This is a genomic window from Rubrivivax gelatinosus (genome assembly GCF_016583785.1).
Classification (GTDB): Bacteria; Pseudomonadota; Gammaproteobacteria; order Burkholderiales; family Burkholderiaceae_C; genus Rubrivivax; species Rubrivivax gelatinosus_B.
Genome location: NZ_NRRU01000097.1, coordinates 1 through 18,396 on the forward strand (window position 1 = coordinate 1; position 18,396 = coordinate 18,396).

Below are 18,396 nucleotides of genomic sequence, written 5' to 3' on the forward strand. Positions count from 1 at the left end.
ATCCGGGGCCCGGCGCGTGTCGTGCGTCATCTCGTGCGAGCGCAGCGCACGCCTTGCGCTATCGTGCCGCGATGGCTGAGACCACCTTCTTCTGGCACGACTACGAGACCTTCGGCCGCGTGCCGCGGCGCGACCGTCCGGCGCAGTTCGCCGGCGTGCGCACCGACGCCGAATTGAACGAGATCGGCGCGCCGCAGATGTTCTTCTGCCGCCCGGCGCCCGACAGCCTGCCCGACCCGGAGAGCTGCCTCCTGACCGGCATCCTGCCGCAGCAGGCGCTGGCCGAAGGTGTCGCCGAGCGCGAATTCGCCGCGCGCATCGAAGCCGCGCTGGCTGCGCCTGGCACGGTGGGCGTCGGCTACAACAGCATCCGCTTCGACGACGAGGTCACGCGTTTCCTCTTCTGGCGCAACCTGATCGACCCGTACGCGCGCGAATGGCAGAACGGCTGCGGCCGCTGGGACCTGCTGGACGTGGTGCGCTGCTGCTGGGCGCTGCGGCCCGAAGGCATCGAGTGGCCGAAACACGAAGACGGGCGGCCTTCGTTCAAGCTCGAGCACCTGAGCGCCGCCAACGGTCTGGTGCACGAGGCGGCGCACGATGCGCTCTCGGACGTGCGCGCGACGATCGCGCTGGCGCGGCTGCTGCGCCAGCGCCAGCCGCGGCTGTGGGACTTCTGCCTGAAGCTGCGCCAGAAGGACGCGGTGCGGGCCGAGATCGGCGTCGGCCGGCCCTTTCTGCACCTGTCGGGCATGTACGGCGTCGAGAACGGCTGCATGGCCGTCGTCTGGCCGCTGGCGTCGCACCCGACGAATCGCAACGAGCTGATCGTCTGGGACCTGGCGCAGGACCCGTCGGAGCTGGCCGGGCTGGATGCGGCGACCGTGCGCCGGCGCCTGTACACCAAGACCGAGGAACTGGCCGCTGCCGGCGAGACCCGGCTGCCGGTCAAGACCATCCACCTGAACAAGTCGCCGGTGGTCATCTCCAACCTGAAGACGCTGGGCCCGGCGCGTGAGCGCTGGGGGCTGGACCTGGAGCGCGCGATGGCGCATGCCGCGAAGGCCGCCGCACTCGGCCGCACGCTGGACCCGCTCTGGGCCGAGGTGTTCTCGCGCCCGGCGGCCGAAGGCCCGGTCGACGTCGACGAAGACCTGTACGGCGGTTTCCTCGGCGACGAGGACCGGCGCCAGCTGCAGCGGCTGCGCACGCTGGACGGCACGGCATTGGCTGCGCGCCGCCCGGCTTTCGACGACCCGCGGCTGGAGGAACTGCTGTTCCGCTACCGCGCACGCAACTTCGCCGAGACGCTGGGCGACGAGGAGCAGCAGCGCTGGGCCGCGCACCGGCACGCGCGCCTGATCGACGGCGTCGGCGGCGGGCTGACGCTGCAGGCGTATTTCGAGCGCATAGACGAACTCGCCGAAGCCGCCGGCGAACGCGAGGACGAACGGGCGCAGGCGCTGCTGGAAGCGCTCTACGACTACGCCGAGCAGATCGCGCCCGACGCCTGATTCACAGCGCCAGCGCGTGGCGCAGCAGCGCCTCGTAGGCCGGGCGGCAGGTGTCGGCGGCACGTGCCGCGTCACCGGCGAGCACCACGCGCCGTTCACGCGGCGGCTCGAAGCCGGTGGACCGCCAGACCGCGTCGTACCAGTGCGGCGCCCAGACGCCGTCGCTGGCGCGCGGGCCGGCAGGCCAGGCCAGCATGCGTTCGGTAAAGGGCAGGGCCAGGCGCTCGCAGAGCGCACGCAGCTGGGCCTCGGGCGCGTGCAGGAAACGTTCGGCGTCGATCACCGGCGGCGCCTGGCCGAGCCGGTCGGCGATCTCGTCGAAGAGCCGCGATTGCTGCAGCAGGCCGATGTCCTCGGGCGCGACCGTTGCGCGCGACTTCAGGTAGCTGGCGACGACCAGCGCCGGGTCGCGGATCAGGAACACGTTCTCGAGCCGGTGCACCCAGCCCAGATCCATGCCCGGCAGCAGGTGGTGCGTCATGTGCTTCTGGTACCAGAGCGGCGCGCCGCCCGGCGCCGGGCCGTCGGCGAGCGCAGCGGCGACGCGCTTGCAGTCGATGTCGCCGGCGGCGATGACCTCGTCGCGGCCCGGGTGGTCCAGCTGCGTGGCCTGCAGGTAGTGCGCGTACAGCGGCTCGTCGCTGACGGCGCAGTCGCCGCGGTTCTCCCAGGCGCGCATCATCGCCGTCGAGATGTTGCGCGGGCCGCTCCAGGCGGCGATGCGGCGCGGCGCGTTCACTGGAGCTCCCTTCGGCCTGCGGCCGGTCCCGCCAGGCGGGAATGAGCCCCAGACAAGTCCTGAGGGCTCATGCTGCCCGGGTGGCGGCGCGCGCCGCGATATCGCGCTGCACCAGCTCGGCATACAGCGCACGCAGCCGCGCCAGCATGGGCCCGGGCGCGCCGTCGCCTATCGTGCGGCCGTCGACCTGGCGCACCGGCGCCAGGCCGGCGAAGGTGCCGGTGACGAAGGCCTCGTCGGCGCCGTAGACCTCGGTCAGGCTGAAGTTCTTCTCGCGCGCCGGGATGCCGGCTTCGCGGCAGATCTGCAGCACGTTGGCGCGCGTGATGCCGCCCAGGCAGTAGTCGCCGCTGGAGGTCCAGACCTCGCCGCGGCGCACGATGAAGAAGTGCGTCGAGTTGCAGGTGGCGACGAAGCCGTGCGGGTCCAGCATCAACGCCTCGTCGGCGCCCGCCGTGTAGGCCTGGATGCAGGCGCTGATGCAGTTGATCTTGCTGTGGCTGTTCAGCTTGGGGTCCTGCACGTCGGGGAAACCGCGGCGCACGTGCACCGTGAACAGGTTCAGGCCCTGGGCCAGCGTCTCGGGTTTGGCGGTCTTGAACTCGGCGATGATGACCACGGTGGCGCGGCCTATCGTCGCTCGCGGGTCCTGGTAGGGCGTGCGCTTGACGCCGCGGGTCACCATCAGCCGGGCGTGCGCGCCGTCGCCGTGCATGCCGTTGGCGGCGAGCGTGGCGTAGATCGCGTCGGTGAGTTCGGCGCGGTTCAGGCCGATGTCCATCGCCAGCGCCTTGGCGCCTTCGTAGAGCCGGTCGAGGTGGGCGTCGAGAAAGGCCGGATGGCCGCCGAAGATGCGCAGGCCTTCCCAGACGCCGTCGCCGAGCACGAAGCCGCTGTCGAAGACCGAGACCACGGCCTCGTTGCGGTGTTTCAGCTCGCCGTTGACCCAGATGCGGATGTCGGCGTTGCGCGGATCGTCGTGGAAGTCCTGGATGCTCTGTGCCATCGGGCCAGTGTACGCAGCGTGAGGTTTCTCGCCGATACGTCATCCGTCGCAGGCGCGGCGGCACAATGGTCCGCATGGAAGAAGTCCCCACCCTGCAGACCGAACCGGTCTCCAAGATCCACCTCGTCGGCGGCGAGAAGGGCGGCGTCGGCAAGTCGATGATGTCGCGCGTGCTGGCGCAGTACTTCATCGACCACGAACTGCCCTTCGTCGGCTTCGACACCGACCGCTCGCACGGCTCGCTGCTGCGCTTCTACGCCGACTACGCCTCGCCGGTGCTGGTCGACCGCTACGAGGCGCTGGACCGCATCGTCGAGACCGCCGTCGAGCAGCCCGGCCGGCGTGTGCTCGTCGACCTGGCGGCGCAGACCCAGGAGCCGCTGGTGCGCTGGATGGACGACTCCGGCGTGCTCGACATGGCCGACCTCTCCGGCCTGGCGCTGAACTACTGGCACGTGATGGACAGCGGCCGCGATTCGGTCGACCTGCTCGCGCGCCTGCTCGAGCGTTTCGGCCAGCGTGTGCACTACGTGCTGGTGAAGAACGAGCTGCGTGGCGACGACTTCGGCCAGCTCGAACGTTCGGGCCAGCTCGAGCGTGCACTCGGCCTGGGCGCACGCGTGATCTCGCTGCGCCGGCTGCACGAGAGCGTGGTGCAGAAGATCGACGCGCGCAACGCCAGCTTCTGGGCGGCGCGCAACGTGACCGCGATCGACGGCCCCGGCCTGGGCATGATGGAGCGCCAGCGCCTGAAGCTCTGGCTGGCGCACGCCTTCGCGCAGGTCGCGAGCGTCGAGCCTTAAGCGGCTGCGTCCGGCGTCAGCGCGAGGCCGCCGACGCCGGCGGCACCGCGACCGATGCCGCCGGCGCCGCTGCCGATGCGGCGCCCGAGGCCGCGGGTGGCGCCGCCGGAGCCGACTCGACCTCGCCGCCGTCGTGTATGCGCTCGACCGGCGCGTGTTCGGCCCACTCGGCGTAACGCCAGTCCTGGGCACCTCGCACCACGCCTTCGGGCGGCTCGGCTGTCGCCACCGGCACGCCGCGCAACATCACCTGCATCGCGTCTATCCACATCGGCAGCGCCAGGCCGCCGCCCGACTCGCCGCCGCCCAGGCTGCGCGGCTCGTCGTAGCCCATCCAGGCGACCGCGACCACGCCCGGCTGGAAGCCGGCGAACCAGGCATCGACGGCGTCGTTGGTGGTGCCGGTCTTGCCGTAGAGGTCGGGGCGTTTCAGCGCAGCCTGCGCCCGCGCCGCGGTGCCGACGCGGGTGACGTCGTTCAGCAGGCTGTTGACCAGGAACACGTTGCGCGCCGGCACCGCGCGTCTGGCTTCGTCGAGCGCGGCCGGCGCCGGCGCCTGCCAGATCGTCTTGCCGTCGGCGTCGGCGATGCGTTCGATGACGTTGGGCGTCACGCGCCAGCCGCCGTTGGCCAGCACCGCGTAGGCACCTGCGAGCTGCATCGGCGTCGTGCTGCCGGCGCCCAGCGCCAGCGTCAGGTTGTCGGGCTGGCGTTTGGGCTCGAAGCCGTAGCGCGAGGTCCACTGCAGCGCCTCGGCGACGCCGACGTGGCGCACGACGCGGATGCTGACCATGTTCTTCGAGCGGGTCAGCGCCTCGCGCAGCGTGATCGGGCCGTCGAAGCGGCCGTCGGAGTTGTGCGGGTCCCAGCCGCCGGGGTTGCCGTTGGCGTCGGTGCCGCTCCAGGGTTCGTCGTCGACGACGCTGTCGGGCATCAGCCCGGATTCGAACGCGGCCGAGTACAGGAAGGGTTTGAACGACGAACCCGGCTGGCGCCAGGCATGGGTGACGTGGTTGAACTGCTGGGTCGCGAAGTCGAAGCCGCCGACGAGCGCACGCACACGGCCGGTCTTCGGGTCGAGCGCGACGAAAGCACCTTCGGCGCGCGGCCACTGGGTAATGCTCCACTCGGTGCGGTCGCCGCGCGTGCGGCCGGCCAGGCGGATGACCGCGCCGCGTGTGATCGCCAGCGCCTCCTTGGCCTTGGGCTGCAGCCCGGGCAGCGCCGCGCGCAGGCCGGCGCTGGCGATGCGCACGGTCTCGCCGCTGGCGAGCACGGCGACGACTTCCTTGGTGCTGGCGGCGGTGACGATGGCGACACGCAGGTCCTCGTCGTCGTTGTGGTCGCGCAGCGCCTGGGCGGCAGCGCGTTCGACGTCGCCGTCAGCCGGCAGGTCCTCGTGGCCCTCGGGGCCGCGCCAGGCCTGGCGTGCCTCGTGCGCGATCACCGCGCGCCGCAGCGCCTTGTAGGCGGCTTCCTGGTCGGCCGCGCGCAGCGAGGTGTAGACGCGTATGCCCTGGGTGTAGGCCTTGTCGCCGACACGTTCGACCACCGCCTGGCGCGCCATCTCGGCGACGTGCGCCGCGTGCACCTCGACCTCGCCGGGCTTGCGCACGGCCAGCGGCTCGTCCAGCGCCTTGCGGTAGGCGGCCTCGTCGATGACGCCGGTGTCCAGCATGCGCTGCAGCACGATCGCCTGGCGGCGCTTGGCGCGTTCCAGGTTGGTGATCGGGTTCGCGTAGCCGGGGTTCTGCGGCAGGCCGGCGAGCATCGCCGCTTCGGCGACGTCGAGCTCGGCCAGCTCCTTGCCGAAATAGACCTGTGCCGCGGCGCCGAAGCCGTAGGCGCGCTGGCCGAGGTAGATCTGGTTCAGGTAGAGCTCGAGGATCTCGTCCTTCGAGAGCCGGCGCTCGATCTCGAGTGCCAGCAGCGCCTCCTTGATCTTGCGTTCGGGCGTGCGCTTGGTCGACAGGAAGAAGGTGCGCGCGACCTGCTGCGTGATCGTGCTCGCGCCCTGCGGCATGCCGCCGGTCATGTTGGCCCAGAGCGCGCGCAGCAGCGCGCGGCCGCTGATGCCGCCGTGTTCGCGGAAATGCCAGTCCTCGACGGCCAGCACCGCGTCCTGCATCAGCTTCGGCGCCTTCTCGATCGGCACGAAGACGCGGCGCTCGCTGCCGAACTGGGCGATCTCGACGCCGTCTGCGGTGAACACCTGCAGGTGCTGGCGCGGGCGGTAGTCGAGCACGTCGTCCAGCGGCGGCAGCCGTGTCGAGTACCAGACGACCGAGACGATGAACACCAGGACCAGCGCGCCGACGACGGCGCCCGCGCCGAGCGCGATCTTCTTCACCAGCGGCTGCATCAGGACCTCGGCGCGTGAACGGGGGCGGACTGGGCGGGGCCTGAGGCAGGGCGGGAACGGGTCACGGCATCGAAGGCGTGCGGCGCTGCGGCCCGTTGGGCGGCGCGTCGGCGCGCGTTGGCGAAAGCCGCGAGGGTAACAAACCGGGGGATGACGCTGTGCCGGGCGGTGTCATCGGCGGGCACCGGCGCATGAAAAAGGCCCGCCGTCGCCGGCGGGCCTTTGCCTGGAGCCCGGTCGCTCAGACCGCGACCGCCCTGGCGGTCTCGGCGTACTCCTCGATCTGGTCGAAGTTCAGGTAGCGGTAGACGCTCGTGTCCTGGTTGATGACGCCCATCGCCGCGTGGTATTCGGCCACCGTCGGCAGCTTGCCGAGCTTGGAGGCGATCGCCGCCAGTTCGGCCGAGGCCAGGAAGACCTGGGTGTTCTTGCCCAGGCGGTTGGGAAAGTTGCGCGTCGAGGTCGAGACCACCGTCGCGCCTTCGCGCACCTGGGCCTGGTTGCCCATGCACAGGCTGCAGCCCGGCATCTCGGTGCGCGCGCCGGCGCTGCCGAAGGCGGCGTAGTGGCCTTCCTTGATCAGCTCGCTCTGGTCCATCTTGGTCGGCGGCGCGACCCACAGCTTGACGGGGATGTCGCGCTGGCCGCCCAGCAGCTTGGCCGCAGCGCGGAAGTGGCCGATGTTGGTCATGCACGAGCCGATGAAGGCTTCGTCGATCTTGGTGCCGGCGACCTCGCTCAGGACCTTGGCGTCGTCCGGGTCGTTCGGGCAGCAGAGCACCGGCTCCTTCAGCTCGGCCAGGTCGATCTCGATGACCGCGGCGTATTCGGCGTCGGCGTCGGCTTCGAGCAGGCTGGGCTTGGCCAGCCAGGCCTCGACCGCCTGGATGCGGCGCTCCAGCGTGCGCCGATCTGCATAGCCGTCGGCGATCATGTTCTTCATCAGCACGACGTTGGACTTCAGGTACTCGATCACCGGCGCCTGGTTCAGCTTGATCGTGCAGCCGGCGGCCGAACGTTCGGCCGATGCGTCGGACAGCTCGAAAGCCTGTTCGACCTTCAGGTCCGGCAGGCCCTCGATCTCGAGGATGCGGCCGCTGAAGATGTTCTTCTTGCCGGCCTTGGCGACGGTCAGGAGCCCGGCCTTGATCGCGTACAGCGGGATCGCGTGCACCAGGTCGCGCAGCGTGACGCCGGGCTGCATCTGGCCCTTGAAGCGCACCAGCACCGATTCCGGCATGTCCAGCGGCATCACGCCGGTGGCGGCGCCGAAGGCGACCAGGCCCGAGCCGGCGGGGAAGCTGATGCCGATCGGGAACCGCGTGTGGCTGTCGCCGCCGGTGCCGACGGTGTCGGGCAGCAGCAGGCGGTTGAGCCAGCTGTGGATGACGCCGTCGCCCGGGCGCAGCGCGACGCCGCCGCGGTTGCTGATGAAGGCCGGCAGTTCGCGGTGCGTCTTCACGTCCACCGGCTTGGGGTAGGCGGCGGTGTGGCAGAAGCTCTGCATCACGAGGTCGGCGCTGAAGCCCAGGCAGGCCAGGTCCTTCAGCTCGTCGCGTGTCATCGGGCCGGTCGTGTCCTGGCTGCCGACGGTGGTCATCCTGGGTTCGCAGTAGGTGCCCGGACGAACGCCCTGGCCCTCGGGCAGGCCGCAGGCGCGGCCGACCATCTTCTGCGCCACCGTGAAGCCGCGGCCGCTGTCCTGGGGCGCCACCGGCAGGCGGAACGTCGTGGCCGCCGGCAGGCCGAGGAAGTCGCGCGCCTTGGCGGTGAGCGAGCGGCCGATGATCAGGTTGATGCGGCCGCCGGCGCGCACCTCGTCGAGCAGCACCTCGCTCTTCAGCTTGAATTCGGCCACCGGCGCGCCGTTCTTCAGCAGCCGGCCGTCGTAGGGCAGGACCTCGATGACGTCGCCCATCTCGAGCTTGGAGACGTCGACCTCGATCGGCAGGCTGCCCGAGTCTTCCTGCGTGTTGAAGAAGATCGGCGCGATCTTGCCGCCCAGCGTGACGCCGCCGAAACGTTTGTTCGGCACGAACGGGATGTCCTGGCCGGTGGCCCAGATGACGCTGTTGGTCGCGCTCTTGCGCGACGAGCCGGTGCCGACGACGTCGCCGACGTAGGCGACGAGGTGGCCCTTGGCCTTCAGTTCGTCGATGAATCGCATCGGCCCGCGCTTGCCGTCTTCCTCGGGCCTGAAGGCGGCGTCCGGGCGCGTGTTCTTCAGCATCGCCAGGTAGTGCAGCGGGATGTCCGGGCGGCTCCAGGCGTCGGGCGCCGGCGACAGGTCGTCGGTGTTGGTCTCGCCTGGCACCTTGAAGACGCTGACGGTGATCGACTTCGGCACTTCAGGCCGCGTCGTGAACCACTCGGCGTCGGCCCAGGACTGGATCACTTCCTTGGCCCGGGCGTTGCCGGCGCGCGCCTTCTCGGCGACGTCGTGGAAGTAGTCGAACATCAGCAGGGTCTTCTTCAGCCCCGCGGCGGCGACGTCGGCAACCTCGGCATCGTCCAGCAGTTCGATCAGCGGATGCACGTTGTAGCCGCCGACCATCGTGCCCAGCAGCTCGGTGGCCTTGGCCTTGGAAACGAGGCCGACCTTCAGCTCGCCGTGCGCGACGGCGGCCAGGAACGAGGCCTTGACCTTGGCGGCGTCGTCGACGCCCGGCGGCACGCGGTGCGTCAGCAGGTCCAGCAGGAAGTCTTCTTCGCCGGCCGGCGGGTTGCGGATCAGTTCGACCAGCGCGGCGGTCTGCGCGGCGTCCAGCGGCAGCGGCGGGATGCCGAGCGCGGCGCGTTCGGCGGCATGTTGGCGGTAGGCGGTCAGCACGGGCGTTCTCCTGCGGCAGGCGGGTTTCGGGGCGGGCCCTCGGCCTCGCCTCATCTATTTTATGTCTTATATAAGACTTGGGTCGGCGCTCGGGCTCGGCGGGCGCAGGATTCGCCGAAGAACGCACGCCGCACCTCGGCCGGCAGTTGCGGGCCATCGCGGCCCGAGGTCTGGTGCGCACGCTCCAGCACCTGCCAGAAGTAGCGGTAGCTGGCGCGGTCGTGCAGCGTGTCGCGGTGGCGGATCGGCGCCCAGCCGGCGGCCTGGGCGGCGACGATGATCTCGATCGCCAGGTCGACCTCGGCCGTGCTGGGCGCGAAGGCGTCGACGATGGGCTGGATCTGCGACGGGTGGATGCTCCACATGCGTGTGTAGCCCAGGCGGCGCGACGCCTTCTCGGCGGCCTCGGCGATCGCCTTGGCGTCCTTGAACTCGGTGACGACGCAGTGCGACGGCACCTTGCCGAAGCCGTGGCAGGCGGCGGCGACCTCGAGCTTGGCGCGCAGCACCAGCGGGTGCTCGAACTGGCCCGTGACGCCCATCGCGCTCTGCGGGATCGCGCCGCGGTGCGCCGAGACGAAGTCCATCAGCCCGAAGGACAGCGACTCGATGCGCGGGTGCGCCGCCAGCGCCTGCACCTCGCGCAAGGCGCCGTGGGTCTCGACCATCGCGTGCAGCGGGATCGTGCGCGCCAGGCCGTGGCGGCGGGTCGATTCGTCGACCGTTGCCGCGGCGCGTTCGAAGTCGGCCAGGCCGCGCGGCTTGGGGATCATCAAATAGGCCAGGCGTGCACCGACGCGGCCGACGACGAGGTCGGCCACCTGCTCGAAGCGCGGGTGGTCGACGGCCTGCAGCCGGATGCCGACGCGGCCGTAGCGGTTGTCCGGCCCGCCGACGAGCTCGGCCATCAACTCGGCGTGCTCGAGTTCGCCGCCGACCGGCGCGCCGTCCTCGCCGTCGAGCGTGACGTCGAAGATGGGCCCGAGCTCGGCCTGCAGCGCCAGGCTCTTCCTCATGCGCGCCTCGACGCCGCTGTAGTGGTCGCAGACGGGCAGGGCGGGGGTGGCGAGCTCGTCGGGGTCGAACAGCGCCAGGCGGGGGTGGACGGTTGCGGTCATCGTCATGCGGCAGCTGAAATGAAAACGGCGCCCGTTGCCGGGCGCCGTCGATCTTGGGGCCACCGCGCCTGTCAGGCAAGCGCGGCGCTCGGCCGATCAGAGCAGGTGCGTGACGCCGTCGCGTTCGCCCAGCAGTTCGGCCAGGGTCTTGTCGATGCAGGCTTGCGAGAACTCGTCGATCGGCAGGCCTTCGACGATCTTGTATTCGCCGCCTTCGCAGGTGACCGGGAAGCCGAACATCACGTCCTTGGGGATGCCGTACTCGCCCTTGCTGGGCACGCCCATCGTGACCCATTCGCCGTGGGTGCCCAGAGCCCAGTCGCGCATGTGGTCGATGGCGGCGTTGGCGGCCGAGGCGGCCGAGGACACGCCGCGCGCGGCGATGATCGCCGCGCCGCGCTTGCCGACGGTCGGCAGGAACACGTCCTGGTTCCAGACCTGGTCGTTGATCGTGTCCTTGACCGAGGCGCCTTCGATCGTCGCGAAGCGGTAGTCGGCGTACATCGTCGGGCTGTGGTTGCCCCAGACGGCCAGCTTCTTGATGGCCGACACCGGCTTGCCGGTCTTGGCGGCGATCTGGCTGGCGGCGCGGTTGTGGTCCAGGCGCAGCATCGCGGTGAAGTTGCCCGGCTTCAGATCCGGTGCGCTCTTCATCGCGATGTAGGCGTTGGTGTTGGCCGGGTTGCCGACGACGAGCACGCGCACGTCGCGGCTGGCGACGGCGTTCAGCGCCTTGCCCTGGGCGGTGAAGATCTGGGCGTTGGCGGCCAGCAGGTCGGCGCGCTCCATGCCGGGGCCGCGCGGGCGGGCGCCGACGAGCAGGGCGTAGTCGGTGTCCTTGAAGGCGGTCATCGGGTCGGAATGGGCTTCCATGCCGGCCAGCAGCGGGAAGGCGCAATCCTCGAGTTCCATCATCACGCCGCGAAGCGCTTCCTGGGCCTTCTCGACCGGGAGCTCCAGCAGCTGAAGGATGACCGGCTGGTCCTTGCCCAGCATCTCGCCCGAGGCGATACGGAACAGCAGGGCGTAACCGATCTGGCCGGCGGCGCCGGTGACGGCCACGCGGACGGGCTTCTTGCTCATGGGGGGCTCCTCAGGATGGGATGTTGGGTCGAGGCCATCCGCATTTTAGCGACGCCGCCGACCGGTCACACCGCTCTTATGTCTTATGTAAGACAATGGAGTGATGCCGGATGCGTCGGTCGTCGACCCTACCCCATCGTTCAGCCCGCTGTACCAGCAGATCAAGGGTCTGCTGGTGCGCGGCCTGGAAGCGGGCGAGTGGAAGCCCGGCGACGTGATCCCGAGCGAGATCGAACTGGCGGCCCGCTTCAAGGTCAGCCAGGGCACGGTGCGCAAGGCGATCGACGAACTCGCGACCGAGAACCTGCTGGTGCGCCGCCAGGGCAAGGGCACTTTCGTCGCCACGCATGCCGAGGAGAAGGTCCAGTACCGCTTCCTGCGCCTGCGGCCCGACGACGGTGGTGCCGGCAGCATGCAGCGGCGGCTGCTGGACTGTCGCCGCATGCGCCCGCCGGTGGACGTCGCCCGTGCGCTCGACCTGAAGAGCGGCGAGACTGCGGTGCAGCTGCGCCGCCTGCTGCTGGCCGAAGGCCGCCCGGTGGTGCTGGACGACATCTGGCTGCCCGGCACGCCATTCAAGGGACTGACGATCGAACGGCTGCAAGGCTGGCGCGGGCCGATGTACCGTCTGTTCGAGACCGAGTTCGGCGTCCGCATGATCCGCGCCGAAGAGAAAATCCGCGCCGTCGCCGCCGGCAGCGAAGAGGCCGATGCGCTGGCGCTGCCGGCGGGTGCGCCGCTGCTGTCGGTCGAGCGGCTGTCGCTGACCTATGGAGACAGGCCCGTCGAACTGCGGCGTGGGCTTTACAACACTTCTTCCCATCACTATCGCAACGAACTTTCCTGAACTGCCCCAGTTCCGTGTAAGCCTGCCGCGCTGCAATTAAACTCTTTTGAGTTGCCGCAAAGCAGCGACACCGGTGCGAACGAACAGGACAACCCACATGGCAAGTACTCAACGTCCGGTCTTTCGCAACATCCACATCACGCAGATCGCCAGCTACCGGCTGCCCCTGGCCGGCTTCGTGTCGATCCTGCACCGCGTCAGCGGTGCGCTGATGTTCCTGTTGCTGCCCTTCGTCATCTGGCTGTTCGACAACAGCCTGACGTCCGAGATCTCCTACGACACGTTCACGTCGGCCTTCGTCGCCGGCATCGGCTTCGTGCCGGCGTTCCTCGTCAAGCTGGTGGTGCTGGCGCTGATCTGGTCCTACCTGCACCACCTCATCGCCGGTCTGCGCTACCTCTGGATGGACGTCGCCCACGCCTTCTCCAAGGAGCAGGGGCGCGCGTCGGCCATCGTCACGCTGGCGATCAGCCTGCCGCTCACCGCGCTGCTCGGCGCCAAGTTGTTCGGCCTGTACTGAAGGTCCACCTCATGTCCAAGAATTACGGTCCGGAGCGCCTGGTCGTCGGCGCTCATTACGGCGCGCGCGACTGGCTCGTGCAGCGCGTCAGCGCGGCCCTGATCGCGCTGTTCACCTTGGTGCTGCTGGTGCAGTTGCTGGCACCCGGCCCGCTCGGCTACGACCGCTGGGCCGGCATCTTCTCGGCACAGTGGATGAAGGTGCTGACCTTCGTCGTCATCGTGTCGCTCGCGTGGCATGCCTGGATCGGCATCCGCGACATCTGGATGGATTATGTGAAGCCCGCCGCCGTCAGGCTGACGCTGCAGGTGCTGTCCATCGTCTGGCTCGTCGGCTGCGCCGGCTGGGCCGTGCAAGTGCTCTGGAGACTCTGACGATGGCCCTCGCCCATCTAACCAAACGCAAGTTCGACGTCGTCATCGTCGGGGCCGGCGGCTCCGGCATGCGCGCCTCGCTGCAGCTCGCCCGCGCGGGCCTGAACGTCGCTGTCCTGTCCAAGGTGTTCCCGACGCGTTCGCACACCGTCGCGGCCCAGGGTGGCATCGGTGCCAGCCTGGGCAACATGGCCGAGGACAACTGGCACTACCACTTCTACGACACCGTCAAGGGCTCCGACTGGCTCGGCGACCAGGACGCGATCGAGTTCATGTGCCGCGAGGCGCCCAAGGTCGTCTACGAGCTCGAGCACTTCGGCATGCCGTTCGACCGCAACCCGGACGGCACGATCTACCAGCGCCCGTTCGGCGGCCACACCGCCAACTACGGCGAGAAGCCGGTGCAGCGCGCCTGCGCCGCCGCCGACCGCACCGGCCACGCGATGCTGCACACGCTGTACCAGCAGAACGTCAAGGCGCGCACCAACTTCTTCGTCGAGTGGATGGCGCTGGACCTGATCCGCGACGCCGACGGCGACGTGCTCGGCGTCACCGCGCTCGAGATGGAGACCGGCGAAGTCCACGTGCTGCAGGCCAAGTGCACGCTGTTCGCGACCGGCGGCGCCGGTCGCATCTATGCCGCCAGCACCAACGCCTTCATCAACACCGGTGACGGTCTGGGCATGGCCGCACGCGCCGGCCTGCCGCTGCAGGACATGGAGTTCTGGCAGTTCCACCCGACCGGCGTGCATAACGCCGGCGTGCTGCTGACCGAAGGCTGCCGCGGCGAAGGCGCGATCCTGCGCAACGCCAACGGCGAGCGCTTCATGGAGCGCTACGCGCCGACGCTGAAGGATCTGGCGCCGCGCGACTTCGTCTCGCGCTGCATGGACCAGGAGATCAAGGAAGGCCGGGGCTGCGGTCCGAACAAGGACTACATCAACCTCGACATGACCCACCTGGGCGGCGAGACCATCCTGAAGCGCCTGCCCTCGGTTTTCGAGATCGGCCACAACTTCGCCAACGTCGACATCACGAAGGAAGCGATTCCCGTCGTGCCGACCATCCACTACCAGATGGGTGGCATCCCGACGAACATCAACGGCCAGGTCGTCGTGCCCAAGGACGGCGTGCCGAACGCGGTCGTCAACGGCTTCTACGCGGTCGGCGAATGCTCCTGCGTCAGCGTGCACGGCGCCAACCGCCTGGGCACGAACTCGCTGCTGGACCTGCTGGTCTTCGGCCGCGCCGCCGGCAACCACATCGTCGCCAGCGCGCTGCAGGACCAGAACCACAAGAACCTGCCGGCCGACGCCGCCGACCGTTCGCTCGAACGCCTGGCGCGACTGGAGAACTCCAACTCCGGCGAATACGCCCAGGACGTCGCCAACGACATCCGCAAGTCGATGCAGCAGCACGCCGGCGTCTTCCGCACCCAGGCGGTGCTGAACGAAGGCGTGGCCCAGATCGCCGCGATCGCCGAGCGCGTCAAGCACATCGGGCTGAAGGACAAGAGCAAGGTGTTCAACACCGCCCGCATCGAGGCGCTGGAAGTCGACAACCTGATCGAGGCCGCGAAGGCGACCATCGTTTCGGCTGCCGCCCGCCACGAAAGCCGCGGCGCGCACACCGTCAACGACTACGGCGACACCCCGCAACACCCGAACGGCCGCAACGACGAAGAGTGGCTCAAGCACACGCTGTGGTTCAGCGAAGGCAACCGGCTCGACTACAAGCCGGTCAACCTGAAGCCGCTGAGCGTGGACAGCGTCCCGCCCAAGGTCCGTTCGTTCTAAGGCACAGGTTCCGACATGACGCTCCGTACCTTCCAGCTCTACCGCTACGACCCGGACAAGGACGCCAAGCCCTACATGCAGACGCTGCAGGTCGAGCTCGACGGCAGCGAACGCATGCTGCTGGACGCGCTGATCAAGCTGAAGGCGGTCGACCCGTCGCTCAGCTTCCGCCGCAGCTGCCGCGAAGGCGTGTGCGGGTCCGACGCGATGAACATCAACGGCAAGAACGGCCTGGCGTGCCTGACCAACATGCGCACGCTGCCGGGCACCGTGGTGCTCAAGCCGTTGCCGGGCCTGCCCGTGATCCGCGACCTGATCGTGGACATGACCAACTTCTTCAAGCAGTACCACTCGATCAAGCCTTACCTCGTCAACGACGAGCGCCCGCCCGAGACCGAGCGCCTGCAGTCGCCCGAGGAGCGCGACGAACTCAACGGCCTGTACGAGTGCATCCTGTGCGCGAGCTGCTCGACGAGCTGCCCGAGCTTCTGGTGGAACCCGGACAAGTTCGTCGGCCCGGCCGGCCTGCTGCAGGCCTACCGCTTCATCGCCGACAGCCGCGACCAGGCGACCACCGAACGCCTGGACAACCTCGAGGATCCCTATCGCCTCTATCGCTGCCACACGATCATGAACTGCGTCGACGTCTGCCCGAAGGGGCTGAACCCGACGAAGGCGATCGCCAAGATCAAGGAAATGATGGTCCGTCGCGCCATCTGAGACAAGAAAGCGACTAAGGCTCATGGACGAACTTCTCGACCCCACCGACCTCGGCCGCCTGCGCTGGCGCTGCCGCCGCGGTCTGCTGGAGAACGACTTGTTCGTCGAACGTTTCTTTCGTGATCACGAGGCGACGATCACGAAGCAGCAGGCCCAGGGGCTGATGGCCTTGATGGACCTGCCGGACAACGATCTGCTCGACTTGCTGCTCGGCCGTCGCGGGCTGCAGGGCGAGCTCGATCGCCCCGAAGTGCAAGCGGTTCTGGCGCTGTTGCGCCGACCGACCCACCCTGCATCCGCCTGAGCTCAAGAAAGGCCTCGACATGACCCCCTCCGACGTGAAAGCCACCCTGTCGTTCTCGGACGGCAGCCCGAGCATCGACCTGCCCCTGTACAAGGGCAGCATCGGCCCGGATGTCATCGACATCCGCAAGCTCTACGGCCAGACAGGCAAATTCACTTACGACCCCGGCTTCCTGAGCACGGCGTCGTGTCAGTCGACCATCACCTACATCGATGGCGACAAGGGGGAGCTGCTGTACCGCGGCTATCCGATCGAGCAGCTCGCCACCCAGTGCGACTTCCTGGACACCTGCTACCTGCTGCTCTACGGGGAACTGCCCAACGAGCAGAAGCAGAAGGACTTCCACAAGCTCGTGTCCGAGCACACGATGGTGCACGAGCAGATGCAGTTCTTCCTGCGCGGCTTCCGTCGTGACGCGCACCCGATGGCGGTGCTGACGGGCCTGGTGGGCGCGCTGTCGGCCTTCTATCACGACAGCACCGACATCAACAATCCGACGCACCGCAACATCGCCGCGATCCGCCTGATCGCCAAGATGCCGACGCTGGTCGCGATGGCCTACAAGTACGGCGAGGGCCAGCCCTACGTCTACCCGCGCAACAAGCTCTCGTACGCCGGGAACTTCATGCGCATGATGTTCGCGACGCCGTGCGAGGACTACGAGCCCAACGAGGTGCTGGTGCGCGCGATGGACCGCATCTTCATCCTGCACGCCGATCACGAGCAGAACGCGTCGACCTCGACGGTGCGCCTGTGCGGCAGTTCGGGCACGAACCCGTTCGCGGCCATCGCCGCCGGCGTCGCCTGCCTCTGGGGCCCGGCGCACGGTGGCGCCAACGAAGCCGCGCTGAACATGCTGGAGGACATCCAGCGCAACGGCGGCATCGAGAAGATCGGCGAGTTCATCAAGCAGGTGAAGGACAAGAACTCCTCCGTCAAGCTGATGGGCTTCGGCCACCGGGTCTACAAGAACTACGACCCGCGTGCCAAGCTGATGCGCGAGACCTGCTACGAGGTGCTGGGTGCGCTGGGTCTGGAGAACGATCCGCTGTTCAAGCTCGCGATGGCGCTGGAGAAAATCGCGCTCGAAGACGAGTACTTCGTCGCCCGCAAGCTCTACCCGAACGTCGACTTCTACTCCGGCATCGTGCAGCGTGCGATCGGCATCCCGGTGTCGCTGTTCACCGCCATCTTCGCGCTCGCACGCACCGTCGGCTGGATCGCCCAGTTGAACGAGATGATCGGCGACCCCGAGTACAAGATCGGCCGTCCGCGCCAGCTCTTCGTCGGTTCTGAGCGCCGCGACGTTCCGCCGCTGCACCAGCGCTGACGCGCTGCCGATGAGCTGGCTGGCCTGGCTGTTCGCACCACGGCAGCGTCAGCTGCCGGAGACGGCAGTGCGGCCACCGGCTCCGACGGCACCTCCTGCGCCCCAGCCCGAGCCGGCTGCGGCAGCCGAGGTGCCGCCTTTGCTCTGCTGGCTGTTGGGCCTGGGCGCGCCGGCCGACGGGCCGCTGCGCGCCGACGAGGCCGCCGCGCTCGCGCGCGTGGACGCGGTGCTCGCGCTGCCGGGCCTTCCCGACGAACTGCTGCCGCGTGCGGCGGCGCTGGTGCCGCAGCTGCTGGCGATGCTGCGCCAGGGCGAGCACCTGCCGGTCTCGGCGATGGTCCAGCGGGTCTCGCGCGACGTCGTGCTGACGGCCGAGGTGCTGCGCCTGGCGAGCAGCGCCTACTACCGTGATCGCGGCCAGGCGCTGGACCTGCAGCAGGCGATCCAGCTGATCGGCGTGCAGGGGCTGCAGACGGTGATCGCGCGCGTCGTGCTCAAGCCGATCTACGACAGCACGCCCGGCCCGTGGAGCCTGGCCGCCGGAGCCCGGCTGTGGACGCATGCCGAGGCGCTGGCCGCGCAAGCCGCCGCCGCAGCCGAGGATGTGCCGGTGTTCGACTCCTACCTCGCCGGGCTGCTGCACGACAGCGGCTGGACCGCCGCGCTGCGCGTGCTGGACCGCTCGGGCGCGCCGGTGACGGCGCCTAGCGCCGCGTTCTGCGTCGCGCTCGAGCGCCGCGCGCACCGGCTGTTCGGCCGCGCCGCGCGGCGCTGGGCGATCACGCCGCTGTTCGCCGACTTCGGTGCCGATGCCGAGCGCCACGGCCTCGCCGGCAGCCCGCATGCGCTGGCATCGGTGCTGCGCCGGGCCTTGCCCGATGCGATGGCGGCCCTGCAGGAAGAGTCGCAGCCGGCCTGAAACGAAAAGGCCCGTCGTGCGGGCCTTGGTCTGCTGCTCGTCGGCTGTTTACAGCAGCGACTTCAGCAGCCGCCCCATCTCCGACGGGTTGCGCGTGATCGTGAAGCCGCACTCCTCCATGATCGCGAGCT

At 69.2% G+C, this 18,396-nt stretch carries 16 protein-coding genes; 10 read left to right on the top strand and 6 right to left on the bottom strand.

Annotated features, from left to right (window positions below; all coding sequences use genetic code 11):
* The first annotated feature begins 71 nt into the window (after positions 1-71).
* Positions 72-1,514, top strand: coding sequence for an exodeoxyribonuclease I (gene sbcB, locus CKO43_RS20500; RefSeq protein WP_200379780.1), 1,443 nt, complete (start codon positions 72-74; stop codon positions 1,512-1,514).
* 1 nt (position 1,515) lies between these two features.
* Here the strand turns inward: sbcB and CKO43_RS20505 are convergent, their stop codons facing one another.
* A complete protein-coding gene (locus tag CKO43_RS20505; RefSeq protein ID WP_200379781.1) occupies positions 1,516-2,253 on the bottom strand; it encodes a sulfotransferase-like domain-containing protein in 738 nt (245 codons plus the stop codon).
* 67 nt (positions 2,254-2,320) lie between these two features.
* The gene (locus tag CKO43_RS20510) at positions 2,321-3,259 is read right to left on the bottom strand and encodes an aminotransferase class IV (RefSeq protein ID WP_200379782.1); all 939 of its coding nucleotides are present in this window, start codon (positions 3,257-3,259) and stop codon (positions 2,321-2,323) included.
* A 74-nt stretch (positions 3,260-3,333) separates the two neighbouring features.
* On the opposite strand from CKO43_RS20510, the gene CKO43_RS20515 reads away from it, so the two are divergent.
* Positions 3,334-4,062 (top strand): P-loop NTPase family protein, encoded by a 729-nt coding sequence (locus tag CKO43_RS20515; RefSeq protein WP_200229687.1) that lies wholly within the window; start codon positions 3,334-3,336, stop codon positions 4,060-4,062.
* Positions 4,063-4,078: 16 nt separating this feature from the next.
* Here the strand turns inward: CKO43_RS20515 and CKO43_RS20520 are convergent, their stop codons facing one another.
* From CKO43_RS20520 to CKO43_RS20535, 4 genes are all read right to left on the bottom strand, one after another.
* Entirely contained in the window at positions 4,079-6,424 is a 2,346-nt protein-coding gene (locus CKO43_RS20520) for a penicillin-binding protein 1A (protein ID WP_200379783.1), read from the bottom strand.
* Positions 6,425-6,665: 241 nt separating this feature from the next.
* The gene (gene acnB, locus CKO43_RS20525; protein WP_200379784.1) at positions 6,666-9,254 is read right to left on the bottom strand and encodes a bifunctional aconitate hydratase 2/2-methylisocitrate dehydratase; all 2,589 of its coding nucleotides are present in this window, start codon (positions 9,252-9,254) and stop codon (positions 6,666-6,668) included.
* 59 nt (positions 9,255-9,313) lie between these two features.
* Entirely contained in the window at positions 9,314-10,372 is a 1,059-nt protein-coding gene (locus CKO43_RS20530; protein ID WP_200379785.1) for an HpcH/HpaI aldolase/citrate lyase family protein, read from the bottom strand.
* 96 nt (positions 10,373-10,468) lie between these two features.
* Positions 10,469-11,455, bottom strand: coding sequence for a malate dehydrogenase (locus CKO43_RS20535; protein WP_200379786.1), 987 nt, complete (start codon positions 11,453-11,455; stop codon positions 10,469-10,471).
* 103 nt (positions 11,456-11,558) lie between these two features.
* On the opposite strand from CKO43_RS20535, the gene CKO43_RS20540 reads away from it, so the two are divergent.
* From CKO43_RS20540 to CKO43_RS20575, 8 genes are all read left to right on the top strand, one after another.
* The gene (locus CKO43_RS20540; protein WP_200229692.1) at positions 11,559-12,302 is read left to right on the top strand and encodes a GntR family transcriptional regulator; all 744 of its coding nucleotides are present in this window, start codon (positions 11,559-11,561) and stop codon (positions 12,300-12,302) included.
* Positions 12,303-12,399: 97 nt separating this feature from the next.
* Positions 12,400-12,822, top strand: a complete 423-nt coding sequence (sdhC, locus tag CKO43_RS20545) for a succinate dehydrogenase, cytochrome b556 subunit (RefSeq protein ID WP_200229693.1) — start codon at positions 12,400-12,402, stop codon at positions 12,820-12,822.
* 11 nt (positions 12,823-12,833) lie between these two features.
* On the top strand, positions 12,834-13,196 hold the full coding sequence (gene sdhD / locus CKO43_RS20550) for a succinate dehydrogenase, hydrophobic membrane anchor protein (RefSeq protein ID WP_200229694.1): 363 nt from the start codon (positions 12,834-12,836) through the stop codon (positions 13,194-13,196).
* Between the two features lie 2 nt (positions 13,197-13,198).
* Positions 13,199-14,992 (top strand): succinate dehydrogenase flavoprotein subunit, encoded by a 1,794-nt coding sequence (sdhA, locus tag CKO43_RS20555; RefSeq protein WP_200229695.1) that lies wholly within the window; start codon positions 13,199-13,201, stop codon positions 14,990-14,992.
* A 15-nt stretch (positions 14,993-15,007) separates the two neighbouring features.
* A complete protein-coding gene (locus CKO43_RS20560; protein ID WP_200229696.1) occupies positions 15,008-15,712 on the top strand; it encodes a succinate dehydrogenase iron-sulfur subunit in 705 nt (234 codons plus the stop codon).
* A gap of 22 nt (positions 15,713-15,734) precedes the next feature.
* Entirely contained in the window at positions 15,735-16,016 is a 282-nt protein-coding gene (locus CKO43_RS20565) for an FAD assembly factor SdhE (RefSeq protein WP_200229697.1), read from the top strand.
* 19 nt (positions 16,017-16,035) lie between these two features.
* Positions 16,036-17,346 carry a citrate synthase gene (gene gltA / locus CKO43_RS20570; protein ID WP_200229699.1) on the top strand — a complete coding sequence of 437 codons (1,311 nt, stop codon included), beginning with the start codon at positions 16,036-16,038 and terminating at the stop codon, positions 17,344-17,346.
* Positions 17,347-17,476: 130 nt separating this feature from the next.
* Entirely contained in the window at positions 17,477-18,265 is a 789-nt protein-coding gene (locus CKO43_RS20575) for an HDOD domain-containing protein (protein ID WP_346728332.1), read from the top strand.
* Positions 18,266-18,396 lie beyond the last annotated feature (131 nt).

Coding starts and splice junctions, on each gene's coding strand:
- sbcB (WP_200379780.1), top strand. CDS start 72: ATGGCTGAGACCACCTTCTTCTGGCACGACTACGAGACCTTCGGCCGC.
- CKO43_RS20510 (WP_200379782.1), bottom strand. CDS start 3,259: ATGGCACAGAGCATCCAGGACTTCCACGACGATCCGCGCAACGCCGAC.
- CKO43_RS20515 (WP_200229687.1), top strand. CDS start 3,334: ATGGAAGAAGTCCCCACCCTGCAGACCGAACCGGTCTCCAAGATCCAC.
- CKO43_RS20520 (WP_200379783.1), bottom strand. CDS start 6,424: ATGCAGCCGCTGGTGAAGAAGATCGCGCTCGGCGCGGGCGCCGTCGTC.
- CKO43_RS20530 (WP_200379785.1), bottom strand. CDS start 10,372: ATGACCGCAACCGTCCACCCCCGCCTGGCGCTGTTCGACCCCGACGAG.
- CKO43_RS20535 (WP_200379786.1), bottom strand. CDS start 11,455: ATGAGCAAGAAGCCCGTCCGCGTGGCCGTCACCGGCGCCGCCGGCCAG.
- CKO43_RS20540 (WP_200229692.1), top strand. CDS start 11,559: ATGCCGGATGCGTCGGTCGTCGACCCTACCCCATCGTTCAGCCCGCTG.
- sdhC (WP_200229693.1), top strand. CDS start 12,400: ATGGCAAGTACTCAACGTCCGGTCTTTCGCAACATCCACATCACGCAG.
- sdhD (WP_200229694.1), top strand. CDS start 12,834: ATGTCCAAGAATTACGGTCCGGAGCGCCTGGTCGTCGGCGCTCATTAC.
- sdhA (WP_200229695.1), top strand. CDS start 13,199: ATGGCCCTCGCCCATCTAACCAAACGCAAGTTCGACGTCGTCATCGTC.
- CKO43_RS20560 (WP_200229696.1), top strand. CDS start 15,008: ATGACGCTCCGTACCTTCCAGCTCTACCGCTACGACCCGGACAAGGAC.
- CKO43_RS20565 (WP_200229697.1), top strand. CDS start 15,735: ATGGACGAACTTCTCGACCCCACCGACCTCGGCCGCCTGCGCTGGCGC.
- gltA (WP_200229699.1), top strand. CDS start 16,036: ATGACCCCCTCCGACGTGAAAGCCACCCTGTCGTTCTCGGACGGCAGC.